This window comes from Colwellia demingiae, from assembly GCF_007954275.1.
GTDB classification, from domain to species: Bacteria; Pseudomonadota; Gammaproteobacteria; order Enterobacterales; family Alteromonadaceae; genus Colwellia; species Colwellia demingiae.
Genome location: NZ_VOLT01000006.1, coordinates 35,982 through 58,330, shown reverse-complemented (window position 1 = coordinate 58,330; position 22,349 = coordinate 35,982). Strand labels below are relative to the sequence as shown.

18 protein-coding genes are annotated in these 22,349 nt (G+C 38.7%); 12 read left to right on the top strand and 6 right to left on the bottom strand.

Annotated elements, in window-relative coordinates:
• Positions 1-36 precede the first annotated feature (36 nt).
• The 4 genes from ESZ36_RS12845 to ESZ36_RS12830 all read left to right on the top strand — a co-directional run bounded on the left by ESZ36_RS12845 (position 37) and on the right by ESZ36_RS12830 (position 6,524).
• Entirely contained in the window at positions 37-1,470 is a 1,434-nt protein-coding gene (locus ESZ36_RS12845; protein ID WP_246129104.1) for an amidohydrolase, read from the top strand.
• An 8-nt stretch (positions 1,471-1,478) separates the two neighbouring features.
• Complete coding sequence (locus ESZ36_RS12840) at positions 1,479-2,780, top strand: amidohydrolase family protein (RefSeq protein WP_146788604.1); 1,302 nt, start codon at positions 1,479-1,481, stop codon at positions 2,778-2,780.
• A 251-nt stretch (positions 2,781-3,031) separates the two neighbouring features.
• A complete protein-coding gene (locus ESZ36_RS12835; RefSeq protein ID WP_146788601.1) occupies positions 3,032-5,239 on the top strand; it encodes a patatin-like phospholipase family protein in 2,208 nt (735 codons plus the stop codon).
• A 361-nt stretch (positions 5,240-5,600) separates the two neighbouring features.
• Complete coding sequence (locus ESZ36_RS12830) at positions 5,601-6,524, top strand: D-hexose-6-phosphate mutarotase (protein ID WP_146788598.1); 924 nt, start codon at positions 5,601-5,603, stop codon at positions 6,522-6,524.
• 17 nt (positions 6,525-6,541) lie between these two features.
• Here the strand turns inward: ESZ36_RS12830 and mutH are convergent, their stop codons facing one another.
• Positions 6,542-7,210, bottom strand: coding sequence for a DNA mismatch repair endonuclease MutH (gene mutH / locus ESZ36_RS12825; protein WP_146788595.1), 669 nt, complete (start codon positions 7,208-7,210; stop codon positions 6,542-6,544).
• A 151-nt stretch (positions 7,211-7,361) separates the two neighbouring features.
• On the opposite strand from mutH, the gene rppH reads away from it, so the two are divergent.
• The 5 genes from rppH (at position 7,362) to ESZ36_RS12800 (ending at position 13,185) form a co-directional block, all read left to right on the top strand.
• Positions 7,362-7,877, top strand: coding sequence for an RNA pyrophosphohydrolase (rppH, locus tag ESZ36_RS12820; protein ID WP_146788592.1), 516 nt, complete (start codon positions 7,362-7,364; stop codon positions 7,875-7,877).
• A 164-nt stretch (positions 7,878-8,041) separates the two neighbouring features.
• Positions 8,042-10,396, top strand: a complete 2,355-nt coding sequence (gene ptsP / locus ESZ36_RS12815) for a phosphoenolpyruvate--protein phosphotransferase (protein WP_146788589.1) — start codon at positions 8,042-8,044, stop codon at positions 10,394-10,396.
• A gap of 85 nt (positions 10,397-10,481) precedes the next feature.
• Positions 10,482-11,276, top strand: coding sequence for a sulfite exporter TauE/SafE family protein (locus ESZ36_RS12810; RefSeq protein WP_146788586.1), 795 nt, complete (start codon positions 10,482-10,484; stop codon positions 11,274-11,276).
• A 167-nt stretch (positions 11,277-11,443) separates the two neighbouring features.
• On the top strand, positions 11,444-12,334 hold the full coding sequence (gene lgt, locus ESZ36_RS12805; RefSeq protein WP_146788583.1) for a prolipoprotein diacylglyceryl transferase: 891 nt from the start codon (positions 11,444-11,446) through the stop codon (positions 12,332-12,334).
• Positions 12,334-13,185, top strand: a complete 852-nt coding sequence (locus ESZ36_RS12800; protein ID WP_146788580.1) for a thymidylate synthase — start codon at positions 12,334-12,336, stop codon at positions 13,183-13,185. Before lgt ends, ESZ36_RS12800 begins: the two co-directional genes overlap by 1 nt.
• Positions 13,186-13,359: 174 nt before the next feature.
• On the opposite strand, the gene purU is transcribed toward ESZ36_RS12800, so the two are convergent.
• Positions 13,360-14,238: a formyltetrahydrofolate deformylase gene (gene purU / locus ESZ36_RS12795; protein WP_146788577.1), complete on the bottom strand. Its 879-nt coding sequence runs from the start codon at positions 14,236-14,238 to the stop codon at positions 13,360-13,362.
• A gap of 531 nt (positions 14,239-14,769) precedes the next feature.
• On the opposite strand from purU, the gene ESZ36_RS12790 reads away from it, so the two are divergent.
• A complete protein-coding gene (locus ESZ36_RS12790) occupies positions 14,770-15,231 on the top strand; it encodes an SRPBCC family protein (protein ID WP_246129094.1) in 462 nt (153 codons plus the stop codon).
• Entirely contained in the window at positions 15,228-16,052 is an 825-nt protein-coding gene (locus ESZ36_RS12785; RefSeq protein WP_146788571.1) for a sterol desaturase family protein, read from the top strand. The genes ESZ36_RS12790 and ESZ36_RS12785 overlap by 4 nt, the downstream gene beginning before the upstream one ends.
• Before the next feature lie 113 nt (positions 16,053-16,165).
• On the opposite strand, the gene ESZ36_RS12780 is transcribed toward ESZ36_RS12785, so the two are convergent.
• The 3 genes from ESZ36_RS12780 to pabB form a co-directional block, all read right to left on the bottom strand.
• Positions 16,166-17,542: an L-serine ammonia-lyase gene (locus tag ESZ36_RS12780; protein ID WP_146788568.1), complete on the bottom strand. Its 1,377-nt coding sequence runs from the start codon at positions 17,540-17,542 to the stop codon at positions 16,166-16,168.
• Positions 17,543-18,141: 599 nt separating this feature from the next.
• Positions 18,142-18,717: a CoA pyrophosphatase gene (locus ESZ36_RS12770; protein WP_146788562.1), complete on the bottom strand. Its 576-nt coding sequence runs from the start codon at positions 18,715-18,717 to the stop codon at positions 18,142-18,144.
• Positions 18,718-18,789: 72 nt separating this feature from the next.
• Positions 18,790-20,289 carry an aminodeoxychorismate synthase component I gene (gene pabB / locus ESZ36_RS12765; RefSeq protein ID WP_146788559.1) on the bottom strand — a complete coding sequence of 500 codons (1,500 nt, stop codon included), beginning with the start codon at positions 20,287-20,289 and terminating at the stop codon, positions 18,790-18,792.
• A gap of 143 nt (positions 20,290-20,432) precedes the next feature.
• Here pabB and ESZ36_RS12760 point away from each other — a divergent pair, with 143 nt between their 5' ends.
• On the top strand, positions 20,433-21,956 hold the full coding sequence (locus ESZ36_RS12760; RefSeq protein WP_146788556.1) for a fumarate hydratase: 1,524 nt from the start codon (positions 20,433-20,435) through the stop codon (positions 21,954-21,956).
• A 124-nt stretch (positions 21,957-22,080) separates the two neighbouring features.
• Here the strand turns inward: ESZ36_RS12760 and ESZ36_RS12755 are convergent, their stop codons facing one another.
• Entirely contained in the window at positions 22,081-22,320 is a 240-nt protein-coding gene (locus ESZ36_RS12755) for a hypothetical protein (RefSeq protein WP_146788553.1), read from the bottom strand.
• Positions 22,321-22,349 lie beyond the last annotated feature (29 nt).

The window sequence follows — 22,349 nt, the reverse complement described above, 5'->3', positions numbered from 1 at the left end:
AGTAAAAAAGCTACGTTTACTTTACTCACCACCACCATGTTGTCGTTGGGCTTAACGGCTTGTTTACCCAATGAAAAACAAGATGCGAAAGTTGTCATCAATAAAAATCCTTACCCGAGCACCTATCAAGCGTTACCTGCTGAAAGTACTTTATTCACAAATGCCACAATTTTAACGGGTACAGGTGAACGTATCAATAATGGGGATATTTTGTTAGTTAATGGCAAGGTTACCCAAGTAGGTACTGATTTATCGGCAGAGCAAGCCACTGTTATTGATATGAAAGGCAAATGGATAACGCCAGGTATTATTGATGTTCATTCACATTTAGGCGTTTATCCTAACCCAGAAGTAGAGTCACACTCTGATGGTAATGAGATGACGTCTCCTAATACGTCGGAAGTCTGGGCTGAACATAGTGTTTGGCCACAAGACCCCGCTTTTCAAGCAGCTCGTGCTGGCGGTATAACGAGTTTACAGATTTTACCTGGTTCAGCTAACCTATTTGGCGGTCGCGGTGTTACGTTACGCAACGTACCGAGTGAGACTATGCAAGGAATGAAGTTTTCCGGTGCGCCTTATGGATTGAAAATGGCTTGTGGTGAAAATCCCAAACGTGTTTATGGTCGTAGAAAAATTTTACCCTCAACCCGTATGGGTAATGTTGCTGGTTACCGAAGTGCTTGGCTTGCCGCTACAGAATACAAACGTGATTGGGATAAATATGACAGTGACTACAGTGCAGGGAAAAACCCTGATGCGCCCAAACGTGATTTAGCACTTGATACCTTAATGGGCGTTTTAGAGGGGGAAATTTTAATTCATAACCATTGTTACAAAGCGGAAGAAATGGCGGTAATGATTGACCTTGGTAATGAATTTAATTATCACTCAGGTACCTTTCATCATGCAATTGAAGGTTACAAAATCGCAGATTTATTAGCTGCTAATGGTAATTGTGCTGCTATGTGGCCAGATTGGTGGGGATTTAAAATGGAAGCTTTTGACATGGTTGAAGAAAATGTTGCCATTGTTGATGCCGTTAAAAATTCTTGTGCCGTAGTTCATTCTGATTCAGCGACAACTATTCAACGTTTAAATCAAGAAGCAGCGAAAGTGATGCACCGCGCTAATGAAAATGGTTTTGCCTTAAAAGAAGAAGATGCCATAAAGTGGATCACTGCTAATGCAGCTAAATCTTTAGGTATTAACGATGAAGTAGGTAGTCTAGAAGCTGGTAAGAATGCTGATGTTGTCGTTTGGAATATGAACCCGTTTAGTGTTTATGCTCAAGCTGAACAAGTGTTTATTGATGGTGCTAAAGTTTATGATCGTTTTGATGAAAAATACCAAGCTTTAAGTGACTTTTTACTTGGTCAACAGTTAGATAATCACGTTAGCAAAGCTGTTACTCAATTAGAAAATAATTCAACAACTAATGCGGCGACTAAGCCAGCAAACAAAAAATAGGAATCACAATGAAAAATACTCAATTACTCACTTCATTGCGCTATGTTTTGCTTGGCGCTCTTAAGGTAACAACTAGTGTTGTTCAGGCTGAATCAATCGCAATTACCAATGCTACTGTTTATACCGTAGCTAAAAAAGGTGTTTTATCCCAAGCAACGGTTTTGATTGATGAAGGAAAAATTACCGCTGTATATAGTAACGATGAAGTGCCTGAATCGCTTAGCGCGGACACTATTATCGATGCTAAGGGACGCATTCTAACCCCAGGTTTTATTGCAACGCATAATTTACTTGGTTTAGTTGAAGTGGGGGCAGTTTCCGATACTCGCGATAGCTCGGATAAAAAAGCTGATATTACTTTTGATGCCAGTTTAGCATTTAACCCTAAGTCTACTTTAATCGCTTATGCTCGAAAGGGTGGTATTACGAGTAGTTTAGTTATGCCCTATGGTGGTGAAGATGTTATTACGGGCCAAAGTTTCGTTGTTAATTTATCAGGTGATTTTGATAGTGTGATCATGCCGCAAAATGCAGTGATTGTTTCGCTGGGTGCTTCGGCTAAAGGCTCTCGCGCAACAAAGCTTCAAACGTTAATCAATGAGCTTGAAGATGCGCAAAAAGCATTAGCTAAAGCAGAAAAAGCTAAAGCTAGTCGTAAAAAAGTTAAAGAAGAGGACGAAGAGAAAGAGGCCAAAGAGCCATCACGATCAGAGTTGGTTCTAAATGAGCTATTATCGGGAGATAAGCCTTTAATTGCTTATGCTGATAGGGCGACTGATATCTTAGCTTTACTTAAACTGAAACAGAAGTTTAATCTTAATTTGGTACTCGCTGGCGCAAGTGATGCGGTATTAGTTAGCGATGAAATAGCTAAAGCCAATGTTGTTGTGATGATGAGTGCTATTGATAACTTACCTAGCAGTTTTGACTCGTTGCATAATTCACTTACTAACGTTGCTAAACTGACTGATGCTGGTGTAAAGGTGATTATCAGTAATAGTGGTGAAAGCTATAATATCAATCAATTACGTTTTGATGCGGGTGTCGCGGTTGCCAATGGTGTCGCTGAAACTACCGCTTTGGCGGCAATTACAGCTAACGTTGCTGATAGTTTTAACTTAAACTCTGGTCGTATCGCGGTTGGTAAAAATGCTGATTTAGTTTTATGGAGTAGTGACCCCTTTGAAATAAGCAGCAAAGTTGATGCTATGTGGATTAACGGTCAAGCAATGTCATTAAAATCACGTCAAGATGCATTACGCGAGCGTTATACCGCCGAAACGGATATGCCACGAGCGTACACTAAATAATTTTTGAGAAGTTATAGCAATCGTACTAATTTATTGTACGTTTATGTACTATTAAATTAATCCTGTATTTTAAGTACTATTTAAAATACAGGATTTTCTATTTTAATCGACTCAATGATTGAAATAACCCACTGATCACATAGCGCTTGGCAATCAGGACATGGCATCAAGAGAATAAACTTGTATTTTAACCTCCATTCTCTATGATTGGAGTAATCTCACACTAACTAACTCTTTTATAAGCAACTATCATGCGTTTCATTATTATTTTATTTTTAATACTTCAACTGACTACTTTGGCTTTTTCGGCCCATGCTAGAGACAAAATTGGTCTGGTGTTAAGTGGTGGCGGTGCTAAAGGCTCAGCTCATATTGGTGTACTTAAAGTACTCGAACAGCATAATATTCCCATCGATTATGTGGTAGGAACTAGTATTGGTGCCTATGTTGGTGGAATGTACGCGTTAGGTTATGAAGTGAGTGAAATTGAAGCCATTATGCTAGGCATGCCTTGGGATGAAAGTTATTCTGACTTTATACCGAGAGAATCATTGGCTTATGATAAAAAACAGCATAGAGATAGGTATAACTTATCAATACGATTAGGTTATAGCGATGGAGAGTTTAAAGTTCCACATGGGTTGTTGTTAGGTCAAAGTGCTTACCAAATTCTGCAACGTTCAACGGATACTGTTAGCTCTTTTGATAGTTTTGATGATTTAGCAATCCCTTATCGCGCTGTTGCTTCTGACATCGCCACAGCGAAAATGGTCGTGCTTGACTCCGGTAGCGTTAATGAAGCTATGAAAGCCTCAGCAGCGGTACCCGGAATTGTAGCAGCCGTAGAAATTGATGGTAAAACGCTAGTAGATGGCGGCATTACCAATAACATGCCCATTGATGTAATCAAAGCAATGGGCGCCGATATTGTTATTGCTATTGATATAGGTTCGCCGCTCGCTGAACAAAGTGAGCTAACCAGTACGGTATCAGTGCTCAATCAGTTATCTACAATTCTCACTAACAATACTAGTTTGGCGCAAAAGGCATTACTTACTGATAGAGATATTTTGTTGCGCCCCGCTATTGATAAGTTAAGTACTACTGACTGGTCTGTTATGCCAGAAGCCTTGAAGTTAGGTGAGCAGGAAGCGCAGTCACACTCACAAGCGTTGATGAAACTAGCAATCAATGATGTTGATTATCAAGCCTATAAAAATCAAAAAAAGATGAAGGCAAAAAAGTGGTTTGATGCTTTACCCAGACATATAACAAAGATTAAAATTAACAATAATTCCAAAGTAGAGAACGACATAATTGAGAAAGTTTTTGCGGTTGAGTTAGGAAGAAAACTCACTAAAGAAGCATTGGATTTAGCTATAAATAGGGTCTATGCGTTAGATAAATTTGAGCAAGTCACGGTTGAATTTGATGATTCGCCAGAAGGACGAATTATCACTTTAACTACTCAAGCTAAGTCTTGGGGACCCAATTATTTTGATTTTGGTTTTAACTTAAAAACAGATTTTTCTGACCAATCTATTACGTCAATCAATATGTCTTATTTGATGACAAATGTTTCGATGAATGGCGGACGTTGGTTAAATGAGCTTGAACTGGGTTGGGAAAGTTTACTGGCGAGTGAGTTCTATCAACCGCTTAATCACAGTCATGATATATATAGTAGAGCAAGAGTCTCTTTTGCCCAAGATAAATGGGAGAAAACAAATTTTCGTGAAGAGCTCAGAAATGAGTATTATCAAGGGACGGTAGCATTGGGCTATGATTATTCCTTTAAGGGAATCATTGAGTTAGGACTCATTGCTGAGACAGGTGATCTTTCTCTTGATAAACCAGGTACCGATGACTTTGATTATGACAGTTACGGTAGTTTTATAACCTTTGGTTACGATACGCTTGATAGTATTAATTTCCCCACTGATGGTAATAAATTATTAATTGAAGTGAAGTGGTTAAAAGATGAATATTCTCCTCAATTAAGTGATATAGAAAAAGATAAGGCGATTACCTATACCCTTGATTGGCGTGGCGCTATAGGAATTAGGGGTCATACTTTTGTTGGAATCGCCTCCTTTGCGACTATCGATAATGAAAGCGACTTTAGTGTCCATGTAACTGAATTAGGTGGCTTTCTAAACCTTTCAGGTTACCAAGAAGATGCGCTAATTGGTGTACATAAAGTCTTTGCTGCAGTTGTCTATCAATATGATTTAGGTCGTGAAATACCTGGTGGTTCAGGTTTACCTATTTATTTAGGCACAAGTGTAGAAGCCGGTAATGTTTGGGGGGTTGAAGACAGGATTAAGTATAATGATTTAATCAGTTCAGGCAGTATTTACCTTGGCACAGATACCAGTTTTGGACCTGCAGTATTAGGCATGGGCTTTGCGACTAGCGGAGAATATTCATTCTTCTTGTCGATAGGTAAGAACTGGTAGTGATAAAGGTGAATATTTTTATACGACTTGGTATTAAGTAAAAGGAGCGAGGTAACATTTTATGCTATCAAACAGCCTCTTCTTTTTATAGAATTTAGCTGCTTATAAAATTTGCACTCGTTGATATATGCCCAAGCTACCTAAAGATGTGTGTTTCAGGACGCATGAGTTCCTCAGACGTCCCCGCAGGGCTGGCTTATAAACGCTTTATGCTGCGTTATTGATTTCGACAATAGAATAACTATTCTCTTCAATCAATGCCTTGCCTAAAAGCATTTATAATTCCAGCTGAAATCTGCCTCTTCAGGTGATTTTGGTATAAAATTTATATTTTCATAACCTAACCATATTAGTTTATTCCATGACAAAAATACTACTAGATAACGATTTTTCTCAAGTTACTTCAATCACACTAAACCAAGACAGTGGTGAAGAATGTTTTGAGGGACTCAATATTTCTCATGCCTATTGCCAAGCAAAGGTAAGTTTATACGGTGGTCAGGTATTAAGCTTTAAACCTGCTGATCAGAAAGATGTCTTATGGTTAAGTAACAATGCTAGCTATCAAATGGGAAAAGCGATTAGAGGTGGTATCCCTTTGTGCTGGCCTTGGTTTGGTCCTAATGATAAACAAAGCCAATATATTGCTAAGAATCCAGACACAGAATTCAAAGCGGTCAACCATGGTTTTGCTCGTCAGCTACCTTGGCAGTTAGCAAGCATTGAGGCGGATGAAAATGGTGTTACCTTAGTGTTAGTATTAACCGGCAAGAACCAGCACCCGCTCTGGCCTAATGCTTATAGACTAACGCAAACCTTATTTTTTGGTCGTAGCCTTAAACAAACACTCGAAATGAGTAACCTCTCTCAAGAAGATGCACAATACTCTGTCGCCTTACATAGCTACTTTACTGTCAGCAACCCAAGCAACGTCAGTATCGATGCATTAACGGGAGTTCGTTATAATGACAAATTAACGGGCAGTTCAAGCATTCAGCAAGAATCTGTAAGTTGTGTTGGTGAAATTGATCGTGAATATCATTGTAGTGACAAAATGACTGTTATCGATAATCATTGGCAGCGTAGAATTGACATCGTAAGCAGTAATTGTCAGCAATGGGTGTTATGGAATCCCGGTACTGAACTAGCAAACACTATGGCAGATATCCACCCTCAAGGTGAGCAAAACTATGTTTGTTTAGAAGCGGCAAATACTAGCTGGCAAGCTTTACCAGCGGGTGAAACGGTTATTATCTCTCAAGAGATAAATGTGACTCAACTCTAGCGCTGTTCAGCTCGATGTTAGTTAATTCTCAAATAACGATGCAGTAAACTTTGCGTGAAGTTAATCTTAAGGTAAAAACCACGGGGTAACGTCATAAAAGGTTTACCATTACGATCGAACGCTTGTGTTCTTGCTTTGTTGTTGGCCGCTTTGGGCCTTAGCTGCATTACTTGCCCATGTTTACCATGAATATTTTCTACTTCACCTAGTACAATCATGTCGGTGAGTTCTTGCCAGTCTTGGGCTAATAATGCTTCTTCTTCGGCGTTGGGTGACCACAAAAAAGGTGTGCCTACTATACGCTCACTTATTGGCACATCTTTTGGCGTGATCACTGGCACCCATAATACTCGCGCTAGTTTCTTGCGCACATAGCAGTTATGCCAATTTACGCCAACAAGGCCAGTTAAGGGGGCAACACTGACAAAGGTTGTCTCAAGCGGTTTAGCTTGCTCATTAATAGGCAATGATTTTAACTCAATACCTAAGTGGGGGAAATCAGGCTCAGGCCTAGAGCCAGCACTAGCACCTAAAATATGCTCCAGTAATAAACCGATCCAACCTTTATTACGGGTTAAGTCTTTTGGAATGACAATACCCGCTTGCTCAGCCAATTCACCTAATGTTAAACCGGCTAAATTTTTAGCGTTGTTCATGAGTTCTTGTTCAGAAGAGGGTATGTTCATAAAAGAAGCGACATTAACCAGGAAATATTTTCTTACTAAGGTTAGTGACTATTATCATAGATTTACTAAAAAAATTAAAGTAATCATTTGCTCCACTGACGTTAATATGGTTGAATTGAGGCAAGTATTTTATATATTGTCAGGAGTTCCTGTGATCGATGCCGAAGGCTATCGCGCCAACGTCGGCATAGTAATAATTAATGAAATGGGACAAGTATTTTGGGCAAGGCGGTATGGACAACATTCATGGCAATATCCACAAGGTGGAGTTGATGAAGGTGAGACTGCTGAACAAACCATGTATCGAGAACTACATGAGGAAGTTGGTTTAAAACCTGAACACGTGAAAATTGTTGCTTCTACTAAGCATTGGTTAAAATATAGATTACCAAAACGTTATATTAGGCATGACTCTAAACCCGTTTGTATTGGTCAAAAGCAAAAGTGGTTTTTATTAAAGCTTACTGCAGCTGAGTCATCAGTTGATTTACTTCATAGCTCGCATCCTGAATTTGATGACTGGCGATGGGTAAGTTATTGGTATCCAGTCAGACAGGTAGTGTCTTTTAAACGGGATGTTTATCGAATGGTCATGAAAGAATTTGCTAATTTTGCTTTACCGCTAACGTATGAAAGGCGACCAGATCGCCGTAAACGTAGGGCTTAATAACAAAAAAACCTAATTATTACTATGATTGTAAATTCGCGTTAAGAATCCTAATAGCCCACTTTATTGTGGGCTATTTTTTTATAAATTTTCACTTTACGTTAACCATGAATTATATCGAATGGACTATTCTATTAATCCGTTTAGTATTACTGAGGAATTAAATGTTAACTACCTTGCGTCGAATAGTATTAGAGTTTAGTCAAGAAGCTGAACTTCAAAATGCGCTTGAACGTATGGTATACAGTGTAAAAAAAGCGATGAAAACAGATTGTTGTTCAATTTATCTCGCTGATTACCACCAACAACATTTTTTATTAATGGCGTCCGATGGCTTGGCTAAAACGTCAGTAGGTGAAACGAGTATTGGTTTCTCTGAAGGATTAGTCGGTTTAGTTGGTCAACGAGAAGAGCCGTTAAATATTGCTGATGCTCAGCAACATCAAGACTATATGCATGCGCCAGAAGTTGAAGAAGATGATTTCAATGCTTTTTTAGGCACACCTATTATTCACCAACGTAAAGTACTTGGTATTTTAGCTATTCAGCAAAAAGAGTCTCGTCATTATACTGAAAATGATGAAGCTTTTTTAGTGACACTTTCGGCGCAACTTGCCAGTGCTTTAGCGAATGCTGAAGTTAAAAACTTGCTAAGTCACCAACAGCAAAAAAATCATGGTGTAAAGCAGTTACATGGTATTGCTGGTGCTCCAGGTATTGCTCTAAGTGAAATTATTGTCTGCCAACCGCAAGCTGATCTTGCTGCGGTCTCATTAAAAAAATCTACAGACAGCCAAAAGCAATTGCTGCGCTTTGAGCAAGCAGTTGAAAAAACGCGTATAGAATTTAATGTCTTAAGTAGTCAGTTAAGTGAAGCTATAGATGACGACAGCTTAGCTATTTTTGACGTGTATAAACAATTGTTAGAGCAAGCTAGTTTAGGCCACGAAGTCGCGGCTAAAATATCAAAAGGCTGGCGCGCCGATAGCGCATTGAAGTTAGTGATTGAACATTATATTAGCCAGTTTGAAGCCATTGAAGATAGCTACTTTCGTGAACGCGCAAGTGATATTCGAGATTTAGGCACTCGTTTATTGGTTAATATTCAGCAGCAAGCAAAAGAAGAGCTGGAGTTACCAAACGAATTCATTTTATTGGCACAAGATGTCAGTGCATCCTTGGTTGCTCAATACCAGCATCAGGGATTGTTAGGGATTATTTCTTTATCGGGCTCTAATAACTCTCACGCCGCCATTTTAGCGCGTTCATTAGGCTTACCAGCCATAATGGGAGTCAATGCATTTGTGCTTGGTCAGTTGCATCAGCAACAGGCGATCATTGATTGTTATAGTGGCGAGTTATTTATTAACCCAGATGAAGGGTTAATACAAGAGTACCAATATTTATTGAGCCAGGAAAAAGCGCTGACCAATAAAGTCATGGAAGTAGCGCAGTTACCTTGTATTACCCAAGATGGCAGAGCCATTGAAGTATTACTTAATGCGGGGTTATCAGCCGGTTTTGAACACTCAACTAAACTTGGTGCATTGGGTATTGGCTTATACCGTACTGAAATACCTTTTATGAATCGTAACTGTTTTCCGTCAGAGCAAGAGCAAACTCAGTTATATCGTAAAGTGTTACAGGCTTTTCCTAAACACGGCGTCACCATGCGTACTCTGGATGTTGGCGGCGATAAATCATTGCCATACTTCCCCATTAATGAAGAAAATCCTTTTCTTGGTTGGCGCGGCATACGGATCACCTTAGATCACCCTGAAATATTTCTGGTACAAGTACGTGCCATGTTACGGGCAAATCAAGGATTAAATAACTTAGAGATTATGTTGCCTATGATCTCGGGTGTTGAAGAAATTGATGAAGCAAATAGATTAATTAATCAGGCATTTTTTGAGCTTAAAGCTGAATTGACCAAAGATATAACGACAGAACTCATGTCAGTTAGTAATGAGGATGGTCATTTAACGCTCCAACAAGCACAACAAAAAGCGCAAGCGGTTTCTGCCAAATTAGTACGGCCCAAAGTCGGTATTATGTTGGAAGTGCCATCGGTTATTTTTCAAATGGAAGCCTTGGCTAAACGTGTTGATTTCTTTTCTGTTGGTAGTAATGATTTAACACAGTATTTATTAGCAGTCGATCGAAATAATAGTCAAGTAGCTAATTTATATGATGCTTTTCATCCTGCAGTTTTAAACGCTTTAAATAGTATTGCGCAACAATCAGCGCAATATTTAACACCCATTAGTTTATGTGGAGAACTCGCCTCACAACCTGCAGGGGCCATTTTATTATTGGCTATGGGTTTTGACAAAATTAGTATGAATGGCCATAACGTTCCTCGTATTAAGTGGGTTATTCGCCATATTTCCTTTGAACAAGCGCAAAATATTTTAGATAAAGCATTAACATTAACAACAGCTAAGCAAGTGCACAGTTACCTTAATGAACAGCTTGAAGTACTCGGTCTTGGTGGATTTATTCGGGCAGGTTATTAGTTTTAGCCTTAACCAATAAAGACAAACGACAAACCCACGCATAGTTTTTATTCCATATTTAGGAGCGGAATTTCCGCAAAACAGAATGATTTTAACCGTATTAATTTCTTGTATCGTTTTAGGTAGTGTTGTTGGTTTTTTAGCGGGCTTATTGGGTATCGGCGGCGGTCTCATCATAGTACCCGCATTGGTGTATTTACTTCCTATGGTGGGCGTTAGTGGCGATGTGGTTATGCCCATGGCACTAGGTACTTCTTTAGGGGCGATTGTTATCACCTCAACGAGTGCAGCATATGCTCATCATCGAAAAAAGAATATTCCGTGGCAGTTGGCAAGACAGTTAATGATCTTAGTTGCGGTAGGGGCATTGGTAGGAGCCTTTATTGCTGATTCACTTTCGAGTGAAGCATTAACGAGTTTTTTCTCTTTCGTCGTTATTTTACTCGCCGCTTATATGTTGCTCTCTATAAACGCCTCCAAAGAAAGGTCGTTACCCGCCACTTACGTATTGCAATTACTAAGCTTTATAACGGGTATCATTTCAAGTTTAATGGGCATTGCCGGTGGTGCTATTTTAGTGCCATCATTGAGCTTTTTTGGTGTACCGGTTCGACACGCAATAGGTATTGCAACCGCTTGTGGTGTAATGGTTGCGCTGTTTGGTTCCCTTGGATACATAATTACTGGATTTAATTTACCCAATCTTCCTGACTTGAGCTTAGGATATCTTTATTTACCTGCTTTATTAGGCATTGTAATAAGTTCATCAATATTTGCGCCAATAGGCGTTAAATACGCGAGTAAACTACCGGTAAAAACCTTGAAGAAATTCTTTGCCGTTTTTCTTATTTTCGTCGCTATTAAAATGATGATAGGTTAATGTTTTTTCTGTGGGTACTTTGCGGTTTTACAGCGTATAATATTGCGCAATAAAATATCTATTCTTACCACGATATTTAACCGATAAATTTTAGAGATATTATTTTATAATAATATTTAGTTTTTAATTTACTACTTTAACCTCTATTTTCTAGAGATGGACAAGCAATGACAGATAAGTTTTTACAATTTCCGGTGATAGACCCAATTATATTTAGCATTGGCCCGGTATCATTACGTTGGTATGGCACCATGTACCTAATTGGCTTTCTTGCGGCTATGTTTATGGCAAACAAGGCTGCTGATAGAAGTAACGGTTTATGGACGCGCGATCAAGTAAGCGACTTATTGTTTTATGGATTCTTAGGAGTAATTCTAGGTGGCCGTGTTGGTTATGTTCTATTTTACCAATTCGAGTATTTCTTATCAGACCCTCTCTATTTATTTGAAATATGGCAAGGGGGTATGTCCTTCCACGGTGGATTATTAGGCGTAATTCTCGCGGTATTTATTTTTGCCCGTAAAACCAATAAATCCTTTTTAGTGGTGGGCGACTTCGTTGTCCCCTTGGTACCTATTGGCTTAGGAATGGGCCGCTTAGGTAATTTTATTAATGCAGAGTTGTGGGGCCGTCAAACCGATGTGCCTTGGGCAATGGTTTTCCCAACCGATCCATTACAAGTGCCACGTCACCCGTCGCAATTATATGAATTTGCTTTAGAAGGTGTAGTACTCTTCGCTATCTTATATGTAATTAGCCGTAGAACACGAAGCCTAGGACTAGCATCTGGTGTCTTCTTAATTGGTTACGGTGTTTTTAGAAGTATTATCGAATTTTTCCGTGAGCCTGACGCGCACCTTGGTTTGTATTTCTCCTTTATTTCTAAAGGGCAGATCTTAAGTATTCCGATGATATTAGCGGGTATACTTATTATTTATTTAGGATATTTATCGCAACAAAAATCAGCTATTGCTCAAGGTAGTTCGGCTGCGGATAAAAAAAAACCAGCAGCTGGCGATAAAAAGGCCAATAAAAAATCAGTAAAAGGAAATAGTTAATGCGCGCTTATTTAGATTTATGCCAACGAATTATCGATGAAGGCACTTGGGTTGAAAACGAACGCACAGGTAAACGTTGTTTAACCGTGATTAATGCTGATTTACAATACAATGTTGGTGCTAACGAATTCCCCTTAATAACTACCCGTAAAAGCTTTTTTAAGTCCGCCATTGCTGAGTTTATTGGTTATATCCGTGGCTACGATAATGCCGCTGATTTTCGTAAATTAGGTACTAAAACGTGGGATGCTAATGCTAACTTAAATGATGCTTGGCTTAACAATACTCACCGAAAAGGTGAAGATGATATGGGCCGCGTTTACGGGGTTCAAGCTCGTTCATGGGCTAAGCCTGATGGCGGAACTATTGACCAGCTGAAAAAGATTGTTGATAACCTTAAAAATGGTATTGATGATCGCGCTGAGATTATGACCTTTTATAATCCTGGTGAATTTCACATGGGCTGTTTAAGACCTTGCATGCATACCCACAACTTTTCGCTACTTGGTGATACTTTGCATTTAACTAGCTTTCAACGCTCATGTGATGTTCCGCTAGGGCTTAACTTTAACCAAGTACAAGTCTTTGCCTTTTTAGCGATAATGGCGCAAATAACGGGCAAAAAAGCAGGTATGGCATATCATAAAATAGTGAATGCTCATATTTATGAAGACCAGTTACCGCTTATGAAAGAAGTTCAGCTCAAACGTGAACCGTTAGCGTTACCAAAGCTTATCATTAATCCAGAAATTAAATCGTTAGAAGATCTGGAAACTTGGGTAACAATGGATGACTTCAAAGTTGAAGGTTATGAATGCCATGAAGCTATTAAGTACCCATTTGCAGTGTAGTAATTAAGAAGACTTGTTAATTATTAATATAAAAAAGGCCACTTTATAAAGTGGCCTTTTTATTATCTGCTGTGTGAGTAAAAGTCGTTAACTCAATACAGATAAAAACAACTAAAGTCGTTGTTATTGAACGTGTATTAATACCAATTATTTACTTGCGTGCTTGGTATTTTATTACTTAGCAAATACAACGGATTTTTTACCGTGTAAGAAAATTCGATGTTCAATATGACAACGTACCGCGCGAGCGAGCGTTAAACATTCTATATCACGTCCTTTAGCTGCTAGATCTTGAGGGTAGTAACTGTGGTCAACAGTTTCAACGCCTTGGCTAATAATTGGTCCTTCATCAAGATCATCACTGACATAATGGGCAGTAGCGCCGACTAATTTAATGCCACGATCATAGGCTTGATAATAAGGTCTAGCGCCTTTAAAACCAGGTAATAACGAGTGGTGAATATTAATGGCTTTACCAGAGAGTTTTTTAAACATTTCACTAGAGAGTACTTGCATATAACGTGCTAATACCACGAGATCTGCTTCACAATCTTCAATGATCTGAAGAACTTTAGCTTCTTGTTCTGGTTTAGTTTCCTTACTGATAGGCAGATGGTAATAAGGAATATCATGCCATTTGGCCAGTTCTTCTAAATCTGGATGGTTAGAGATGATTGCTGGAATTTCAATATTAAGATCACCAGTACGATAGCGGTATAATAAGTCATTAAGACAATGATCGTGCTTTGACACCATGATCACTACTTTCGATTTATAAGGACTAGATGCCAGTTCCCACTGCATTTCAAACTCACTGGCTTTTTGTCCGAATTGTTGGCAAAAATCTTCTCGATTAAAATTTGTTGCCGTATCGGCTCTAAACTCTATACGGATGAAAAAACGCTCTTCATCAGTATCATCAAACGAATGAATTTCATTAATATAAAACCCTTGTTCAAACAAAAAGCGGGTAACTACATTAACTGTGCCAGGCTGGCTAGGGCAGCTCGCGGTGATAACGTGGGTTTGCGATACTGGTTTGATATCGGACATTTTCGATCCTCTATTTTAATTTTAAAAGCGCTGAGTTTGATAAGTTCAAATTTTAGCGGCTTTATTATTGTCGGTATTTATTCCCTTAAGCGGTTTGAAAAAGACTTAAGGGGGTGTTGTTATTATGTAAATAATGGTTAACCCGTATTATTGACTGCCTTGCGGATCCATAACCAAATATAGTCAAAAAAACTAATGTGAACAACTCATTATAACTGATCTTAACCAAGACGAAAATGTGATTAACAGCCTTAGCGAAGATAGTTCTAACAATTTTTCAACAGGAAACTATCTATGCAGATCATAGTCAGTTAATTTGTGCTTTAGTTTGGTCATATTCATGAAAAAGCCACTAGTAACGTATCATTAGTACTTTTGAGTTTATATAAAAAGGCACTGTTCAAAACACTCCCATTGCTTGTTATTTATCATTTTTATTTCACCGCAGAAAAAATAAACACTTGTTGTTTTAGGCTAACTCTGCTTGAATCGAGATAATTAAACGCTTGTATGAATTATCTGGTGAAATTTATGATTACCATTGAAGTAACACAAAAAATATCAGCTCCAGTAGAGCAAGTATGCCAAATTTTATTAGACCATCCAAAATTAGAACGATTTTTTAATGCCAAAATTAAAACAACACAAATACAAAATGAAGGGGAATTAATTGGAGGGAAAGGCGCAGTTCGCCAAATCACTATCGGTAAAATAGTATTTGAAGAAAAAATTATTAGTGCAACTAATGAGCACATTTGCTATCGCATTATTGGTAACTGGCCGGTATCAGATCATCAAGGCGATATTCAATTAACATCACTTGGCGTTGACAACCAAACTACGCAACTTGACTACATTATTAAATTTAATGGGCCAAAATGGTTGCCATCCTTCTTGTTAAAGTTCTTTGTTGCCAGTGATATTAACAAAGCAATGAAAAAGTTAGCGGAGCACTTTGAAGACGGGCACATTTCAGTGGAGAACATTGCATGAATATTGAAGTGATCCTATTGGCGTTGAGTCCAATATTTTTAGGCTTTATAATTTATGAGTTTGTCAAACACCGTAAACTTTATGACATTAAAGACAGCATGGCCAACACCGTCTTAGCACTTTTACATCAAGCATCAGATGCTATCGCTCTATTATTATTAATGCCGTTTTTTTATTGGTTACATCAATTTGCAGTGTTTGATATCACGCTTAGTTTTATAACTGTTTTCATAGCTTTTTTATTACAAGACTTTCTCTACTATTGGTTTCATAAAGCGTCACATCATATCCATTGGTTGTGGGCAGCACATGTTGTGCATCACAGTTCAACCAATATGAATTTCTCAACTGCTTTTAGACAATCGTTAATGTATCCATTAGCAGGTATGTGGATTTTTTGGATGCCAATGATAATTATTGGTTTTGATCCGAACACCGTTTTTACCGTGGTTGCACTTAATTTGGCATATCAATTTTTTGTTCATACGCAAATTATTTATAAATTAGGTTGGTTTGAAAAAATATTGAATACGCCTTCACATCATCGAGTGCATCATTCAACCAATAAAGCGTATTTAGATAGAAACTTTGCCGGTGTCTTAATTATTTGGGATAAAATTTTTGGTACTTATGTTGAAGAAAATGCTGAAAAAAATGGTCCTTGCCGCTACGGTATCATTGGTCAAATCAAATCTAATAATCCGTTTTACATTAGTTTTCACCAGTGGACCTACCTATTTAAAACGGCTTTCAACGCTAAAGGATTAAAAGCTAAGTACCGGGTATTATTTACTTATCCAACAAGTTCAGTTGAAAAATAAAAATACGAAACAAAAAAGCTCCAGTAAGTATCACTTACTGGAGCTTTTAAATTTTTAACTTTAACTAATCGTTCTAACCGATAGCTTCAACTAAATATTTTAAAGGAGACTGACTAACACTCGATAATATTAACCGCTAAACCACCACGTGAAGTTTCTTTATATTTAGTTTTCATATCATTACCAGTTTCCCACATAGTTTTGATTACTTTATCTAAAGATACTTTTGATGTGCCATTACCACGAAGTGCTAAACGAGAAGCATTAATCGCTTTTACAGAGCCCATCGCATTACGTTCAATACAAGGTACTTGTACTAAGCCGCCAACTGGATCGCATGTTAATCCTAAATTATGTTCCATACCTATTTCAGCTGCATTTTCTACTTGAATGGGAGTACCACCCAAAATTTCAGTTAATGCGCCAGCAGCCATTGAACAAGCTACACCAACTTCACCCTGACAGCCAACTTCGGCGCCAGAAATAGAAGCGTTAGTCTTGTATAAAATACCAATGGCTGCTGCGGTAAGTAAGTAACGAATACAATCATCATCAGAGACTGGCTTAACAAACTTGTCGTAGTAACAAAGTACAGCAGGAATAATACCTGCAGCGCCGTTTGTTGGTGCTGTAACTACGCGGCTTCCGGCAGCATTTTCTTCATTTACCGCCATTGCGAACAAGTTAACCCAGTCCATAGCAGTAAGTGGATCGTTAGAATTTTCCACCATCAAAGAGCGATGAAGGGCAGGGGCTCTTCGATTTAAGTTTAGACCACCTGGTAGAATACCTTCAGTAGCAATACCGCGGTCAACACTCGCTTTCATAGCATCCCAAATTTCAATTAATTTAGTGCGTATGGTCGCTTCATCGTTTAAGCACTTCTCATTATTCATCATAATGGTACTAATACTTAAACCATGCTCTTTAGCTTCTTGGAGTAATTTATCGCCAGTAGTAAAAACATGAGGAGGCTTGATATTCGTGTGTAGCGATAATGCTTTATCTTTTTCTTTTTCGAAGTCACAATCTTCTACAATAAAGCCACCGCCAATAGAATAATACGTTTGTTCTAATACCAAGGTATCCCCTTGATAGGCATACAATGTCATCGCATTGGAATGAGCAGGCAATGTTTTCTTGCGATGATAAATAATAGCGTCATCTTTAGGGAAGCTGACTTCATGAGTACCATTGAGTGATATTTTTTGGCTGCTCACAACTTCTGCTAAAGTCGACTCTATTGACTCAACAGGGATGTTTTCCGGTGTTTGACCGGAAAAGCCTAAAATTACAGCTTTACCCGTACCATGGCCAATACCTGTTTGTCCTAATGAGCCGAATAGTTCACATCTAGCTCTGTCGACGTTATTTAATAAATCTTGTTTAACTAACGCATCAACGAAAAGTTTCGCGGCTTTCATAGGGCCCACTGTGTGTGAGCTTGATGGACCTATGCCAATAGAAAACATATCAAATACACTAATCATAATTTTTACCTTTGCTCTGCTTATGTAATAGACACTATTCTTTAATTATAGACTCAAACCCCTCTAAGCGACAGCTCGGTGAAATGGACTGCTACAATATCAAATTTGGATTGTTTCATCCTTTTCCGAATTATAGTTGGTTTTTGTTAGAATAATGGGATTATTGTCGATTAATTTTATCGGTAGTAATTCTAGCTGAAAGTGAGCAAATAAAGAACCAAAATATTCAACTATTAAATAACTAAATGCACTAACAAGGTGATATATACCCAAGCTACTTTAAGATTCGTATTTCAGGACGCTTGAGCGAGTCATGATCAAGGCGCCTCTTTTTATTAAGGGTTATTCGGGAGAATGTGCTCCTGCATTCTCTAATAAGCTACATCCATGTAGCGTCCTTAAAAAAGGTGGCAACGAAGAACATGCTTTGCTCAAACGTCCCCATAGGGCTGGTTTAGAACCGCTTTATGCTGCGTTATTGATTTCGATAAGGACGCAACCATTCTCTTCAATCAAAGCCTTGCCTAAAGGCTTTTCTAATTCCAGCTGAAACCTGAATCTTCAGGTAGATTGGGTATATTGATGAACGAGCGAATTAACTAGTTGATGTGGGCAACTAAATCTTTGAGCATTACCGCGGTGGCGCCCCAAATGTTGTAATCTTTATAGGGAAGAAAGTGCACGTTGTGTTGTTTGCCACCTTTGTGGGCAACAAAAACATGGTGGTCAGTAGTGGTTAAAAAATGCTGTAGAGGTACTTGAAATACTTCAGTGACTTCATTTTCATCTATTTGGTAAATTTGTGAACTGGCTACAATGGCGATAATTGGCGTAACTTGAAAACCACTAATAGTCTCATAGGGTGGTAATTGACCTGCCACTGTTACGGCTTCACGAGATAAGCCTATTTCTTCAAAAGCTTCTCGAAGTGCGGTATCTATAAGTGATTTATCTTCTAGTTCTACTTTTCCGCCGGGGAAACTCACTTGAGATGGGTGATGTTTAAGGTGGCTAGCGCGTTTAGTTAATAATACTTGCAAGCCCTCACCATTCTCCGACTCGACCAAAGCGATGAGTACCGCGGCTGATCTTAGTGGCAAAGGGTGCTGATAGTTATGCTCAGACTCGGCCAACTGTAATAAATTAAAGCGTAATAAAAATTCATCTTTAGTCATTGGTATTACTCTTTAACAGTACTACTTATTAGTAATAATTTTAGTTGTCTTAGTTAATGGGTTAACTCAAGCCTACACCTGATTGAGTTTTGATAATACCGGCAAAATGCAATTAACTTTATCAAAGGTTTCTTGATACTCGCTTTCTGCGGTTGAATCAGCCACTAGCCCACCACCAGCCCAGCAATGAATTGTCTTCTCGTCATTAAGGGAAGTACTTGCTGGCGTTTCGCTTGGCAGACAAATTAAGGTGCGAATAGTAATACTGGTATCCATGGTGCCACAATTGGAAAGGTAGCCAATTGAGCCGCAATAAACACTGCGACGGTGTGGCTCTAACTCTTCGATGATTTCCATCGCGCGTATTTTAGGGGCACCCGTAATAGAGCCCCCCGGAAAGGCACCGCGCAGTAAATCAGTGGCATGTTTATCACTAGCAAGTGTACCTTCTACTGTACTCACTAAGTGATGCACGGCAGGGAAGCTTTCAATATCAAAAAGTTTTGGTACCTTTACCGAGCCAGCTTGACAACTTTTACTGATGTCATTACGCAGTAAATCAACAATCATTAAATTTTCAGCATTATCTTTGCTTGAATGCCTTAATATTTCGGCATTTTTGGCATCTTGAATTTTATCATCACTGCGTGGCATTGTGCCTTTAATGGGTTTGCTTTGTACCTTACCTTGCGATAACTGTAAAAATCGTTCAGGGGACACACTTAAAATGGCCGCGTTATCTAAGCGAATAAAAGCAGAGAATGGTGCTTTATTTGCTGTTTTTAGGGCTAAGTAAGCTTCGAACTCATCACCTTGGTATTGGGCACTAAAGCGTTGTGCTAAATTAATTTGGTAACAATCACCGCTTAATAAATAATTTTGTACTTTATTAAACTTTTCAATGTAACCGGCTTTATCCATATTGGCTTGCCAGCGACTAGTTAAGTGAAAACTCTCAGCGGTCGCATCGGGTTTTCCCTTTGTAGGTGTTATATTTGAAGACACAGTGGAATTAAAAAGTGCTACTTCAATCTCGGCTCGTTTGTCATCAGGGCAAACTAAGTAAAATTTTGCTGAGTTTTTATCAAAAATAACAGCGCGATCATAAAGACCCACAGCCATCTCAGGCAAATTAATGTCTTGTTCCGCTAAATTAGGCAGTTGCTCAAATCGACGACCTAAGTCATAGGAGAAATAACCTAATGCACCACCTAAAAAAGGCAGGAACTCATGTGGTGAGTTTGGTGTTGTAAATAACTGTGCTTGTAGTTGTTTTAGTAGTAATAGCGGATCATCAGTACTTTTCTCACTAATTTTCTTTTCAGGATAATAAACATCAGGAAAGCAAATCTCGGTACTAACACCTTGTGCTGTTAGGGTTGCAATGGGCTGCCACACTAAAATATCAAAACGGCTATCAATATGATCACTATTACCTGAATCTAGCCACATAGCCCAAGCTTGTTGAGCCATAGGGGCAAATATTGCTTCTGCTGTAGTACCACTTTTCAGGGACAGTTCTTTAGCTGAGATAACAGTGGTTGGGTGTGTGGCAGTGATTGTCTGGAACAAGGTTTTTATTACTCTAAGTATTCGCTAGTTAAATAGTTATTATCAGCCATTTGCTCTGGCAGCACTTTCAATAGCGGGTTATTATGTGTATTAGAATTATTATAACTTTCAACCACGCATTATTAAAGCTAATAGAGAGCACTATGGCCATCATTAAACAACAAGACGTAATCTATAGTATTGAAGATGCATTGCAATATATTTCTTATTATCACCCGATTGATTTTATTCAGGCACTAGAAAAAGCCTATAACAAAGAAGAATCAACGGCGGCAAAAGACGCAATAGCACAAATTTTAATTAACTCACGTATGTCAGCACAGGGTAAACGCCCAATCTGTCAAGATACCGGTATTGTTACCTGTTTTGTTAAAGTAGGTATGGAAGTTCAGTGGGATAAAACTGATATGACCGTGCAACAAATGGTTGATGAAGGTACGCGTCGCGCGTATTTAAATCCTGATAACCCATTACGTGCATCTATCGTTGCAGACCCTGCAGGCGCTCGTATAAATACTAAAGACAATACTCCAGCAGTTGTACATATTGATATGGTTGCTGGCTCTGGTCTTGAAATAATGATTGCTGCTAAAGGCGGTGGTAGCGAAAACAAAACTAAAATGGCGATGTTAAACCCATCTGACTCGATTGCTGATTGGGTAGTTAAAACCCTACCTACAATGGGCGCAGGTTGGTGTCCACCAGGTATGTTAGGTATAGGCATTGGTGGTACGGCTGAAAAAGCAGGCGTCTTAGCGAAAGAAAGCTTAATGGACCCGGTAAACATTCAAGATTTAATTGAACGTGGTCCAGAAAACGCAGAAGAAGAGTTACGCCTTGAAATTTTTGAGCGTGTAAATAAATTAGGTATTGGTGCGCAAGGTTTAGGTGGTTTAACAACCGTCGTTGATGTGAAAATTAACTCAGTACCAACGCATGCGGCTTCTAAACCTGTTGTTATGATCCCTAACTGTGCAGCTACTCGCCATGTACATTTCCATCTTGATGGATCTGGCCCTGCTGATTTAACACCACCTAAGCTTGAAGAATGGCCAGAAATCACCTGGGAAGTCGGTGAAGATGTTCGCCGTGTGAATGTTGATGATTTAGGTAAAGCTGATATAAGCGATTGGAAAACAGGTGAAACTGTATTACTTAGCGGTACTATTTTAACGGGTCGTGATGCAGCGCATAAACGTATTCAAGACATGTTAGCTAAAGGCGAAAAACTGCCTGTAGACTTTACTGATAAGTTTATTTATTACGTAGGCCCTGTTGATGCCATTGGTGATGAAGCGGTAGGTCCTGCTGGCCCTACAACAGCAACACGTATGGATAAATTTACTGAGATGATGTTAGCTGAGACAGGTCTTTTAGGCACTATCGGTAAAGCTGAACGTGGTGCTGAAACTTGTGAAAGTATTAAAAACCATAAGTCAGTATACTTAATGGCTGTAGGCGGCGCTGCTTATCTTGTTTCAAAAGCAATCAAAAAAGCGAAAGTGGTTGCCTTTGAAGACATGGGTATGGAAGCTATCTATGAGTTTGAAGTAGAAGATATGCCGGTAACTGTTGCCGTTGACAGCACTGGTGAGTCTGCTCATGTAACAGGTCCTGAAATTTGGAAAGTTAAAATCCAAGACGCTGAAGACAAAGCAAAATCTTAATTTGAGGTTTAGCTTACTGAGTCTAACTAGGACTTAACGACACTTGATAAAAGGCGCTTATAGCGCCTTTTTTGTGCCTGCCTACTTTTGAATTGTGAGATATCTGGTATAGGCATATAAAATGTTAAGTTGTGGTGTAACTTTTTAGACCATTTTTTTCAGTCTTTTCTCGGACTAATATTTTCATAGTGATAGGCATCACAATATAAGAAATAATAGGCACAATGATAGCGAGCACAATGCAAACTTGCAGCAAATTATTTTCGGGTAAATAGGGGCTAATCCATGTAGGAATAAAATACACTAAAGGAAGCAATGAGATATAGTTAATCAGTGCAAGCAGGTGTTTGTTAGGTGGGATCATAAATTACTCATCGGACTATGGTTTCTATA

What these genes read in the sequence shown, in the direction of transcription:
- ptsP (WP_146788589.1), top strand. Translation starts at nt 8,042, where the DNA reads ATGTTAACTACCTTGCGTCGAATAGTATTAGAGTTTAGTCAAGAAGCT.
- ESZ36_RS12780 (WP_146788568.1), bottom strand. Translation starts at nt 17,542, where the DNA reads ATGATTAGTGTATTTGATATGTTTTCTATTGGCATAGGTCCATCAAGC.
- mutH (WP_146788595.1), bottom strand. Translation starts at nt 7,210, where the DNA reads ATGAACATACCCTCTTCTGAACAAGAACTCATGAACAACGCTAAAAAT.
- ESZ36_RS12790 (WP_246129094.1), top strand. Translation starts at nt 14,770, where the DNA reads ATGATTACCATTGAAGTAACACAAAAAATATCAGCTCCAGTAGAGCAA.
- ESZ36_RS12835 (WP_146788601.1), top strand. Translation starts at nt 3,032, where the DNA reads ATGCGTTTCATTATTATTTTATTTTTAATACTTCAACTGACTACTTTG.
- ESZ36_RS12770 (WP_146788562.1), bottom strand. Translation starts at nt 18,717, where the DNA reads ATGACTAAAGATGAATTTTTATTACGCTTTAATTTATTACAGTTGGCC.
- ESZ36_RS12845 (WP_246129104.1), top strand. Translation starts at nt 37, where the DNA reads ATGTTGTCGTTGGGCTTAACGGCTTGTTTACCCAATGAAAAACAAGAT.
- purU (WP_146788577.1), bottom strand. Translation starts at nt 14,238, where the DNA reads ATGTCCGATATCAAACCAGTATCGCAAACCCACGTTATCACCGCGAGC.
- ESZ36_RS12810 (WP_146788586.1), top strand. Translation starts at nt 10,482, where the DNA reads ATGATTTTAACCGTATTAATTTCTTGTATCGTTTTAGGTAGTGTTGTT.
- ESZ36_RS12785 (WP_146788571.1), top strand. Translation starts at nt 15,228, where the DNA reads ATGAATATTGAAGTGATCCTATTGGCGTTGAGTCCAATATTTTTAGGC.
- ESZ36_RS12840 (WP_146788604.1), top strand. Translation starts at nt 1,479, where the DNA reads ATGAAAAATACTCAATTACTCACTTCATTGCGCTATGTTTTGCTTGGC.
- ESZ36_RS12800 (WP_146788580.1), top strand. Translation starts at nt 12,334, where the DNA reads ATGCGCGCTTATTTAGATTTATGCCAACGAATTATCGATGAAGGCACT.
- ESZ36_RS12760 (WP_146788556.1), top strand. Translation starts at nt 20,433, where the DNA reads ATGGCCATCATTAAACAACAAGACGTAATCTATAGTATTGAAGATGCA.
- ESZ36_RS12830 (WP_146788598.1), top strand. Translation starts at nt 5,601, where the DNA reads ATGACAAAAATACTACTAGATAACGATTTTTCTCAAGTTACTTCAATC.
- lgt (WP_146788583.1), top strand. Translation starts at nt 11,444, where the DNA reads ATGACAGATAAGTTTTTACAATTTCCGGTGATAGACCCAATTATATTT.
- ESZ36_RS12755 (WP_146788553.1), bottom strand. Translation starts at nt 22,320, where the DNA reads ATGATCCCACCTAACAAACACCTGCTTGCACTGATTAACTATATCTCA.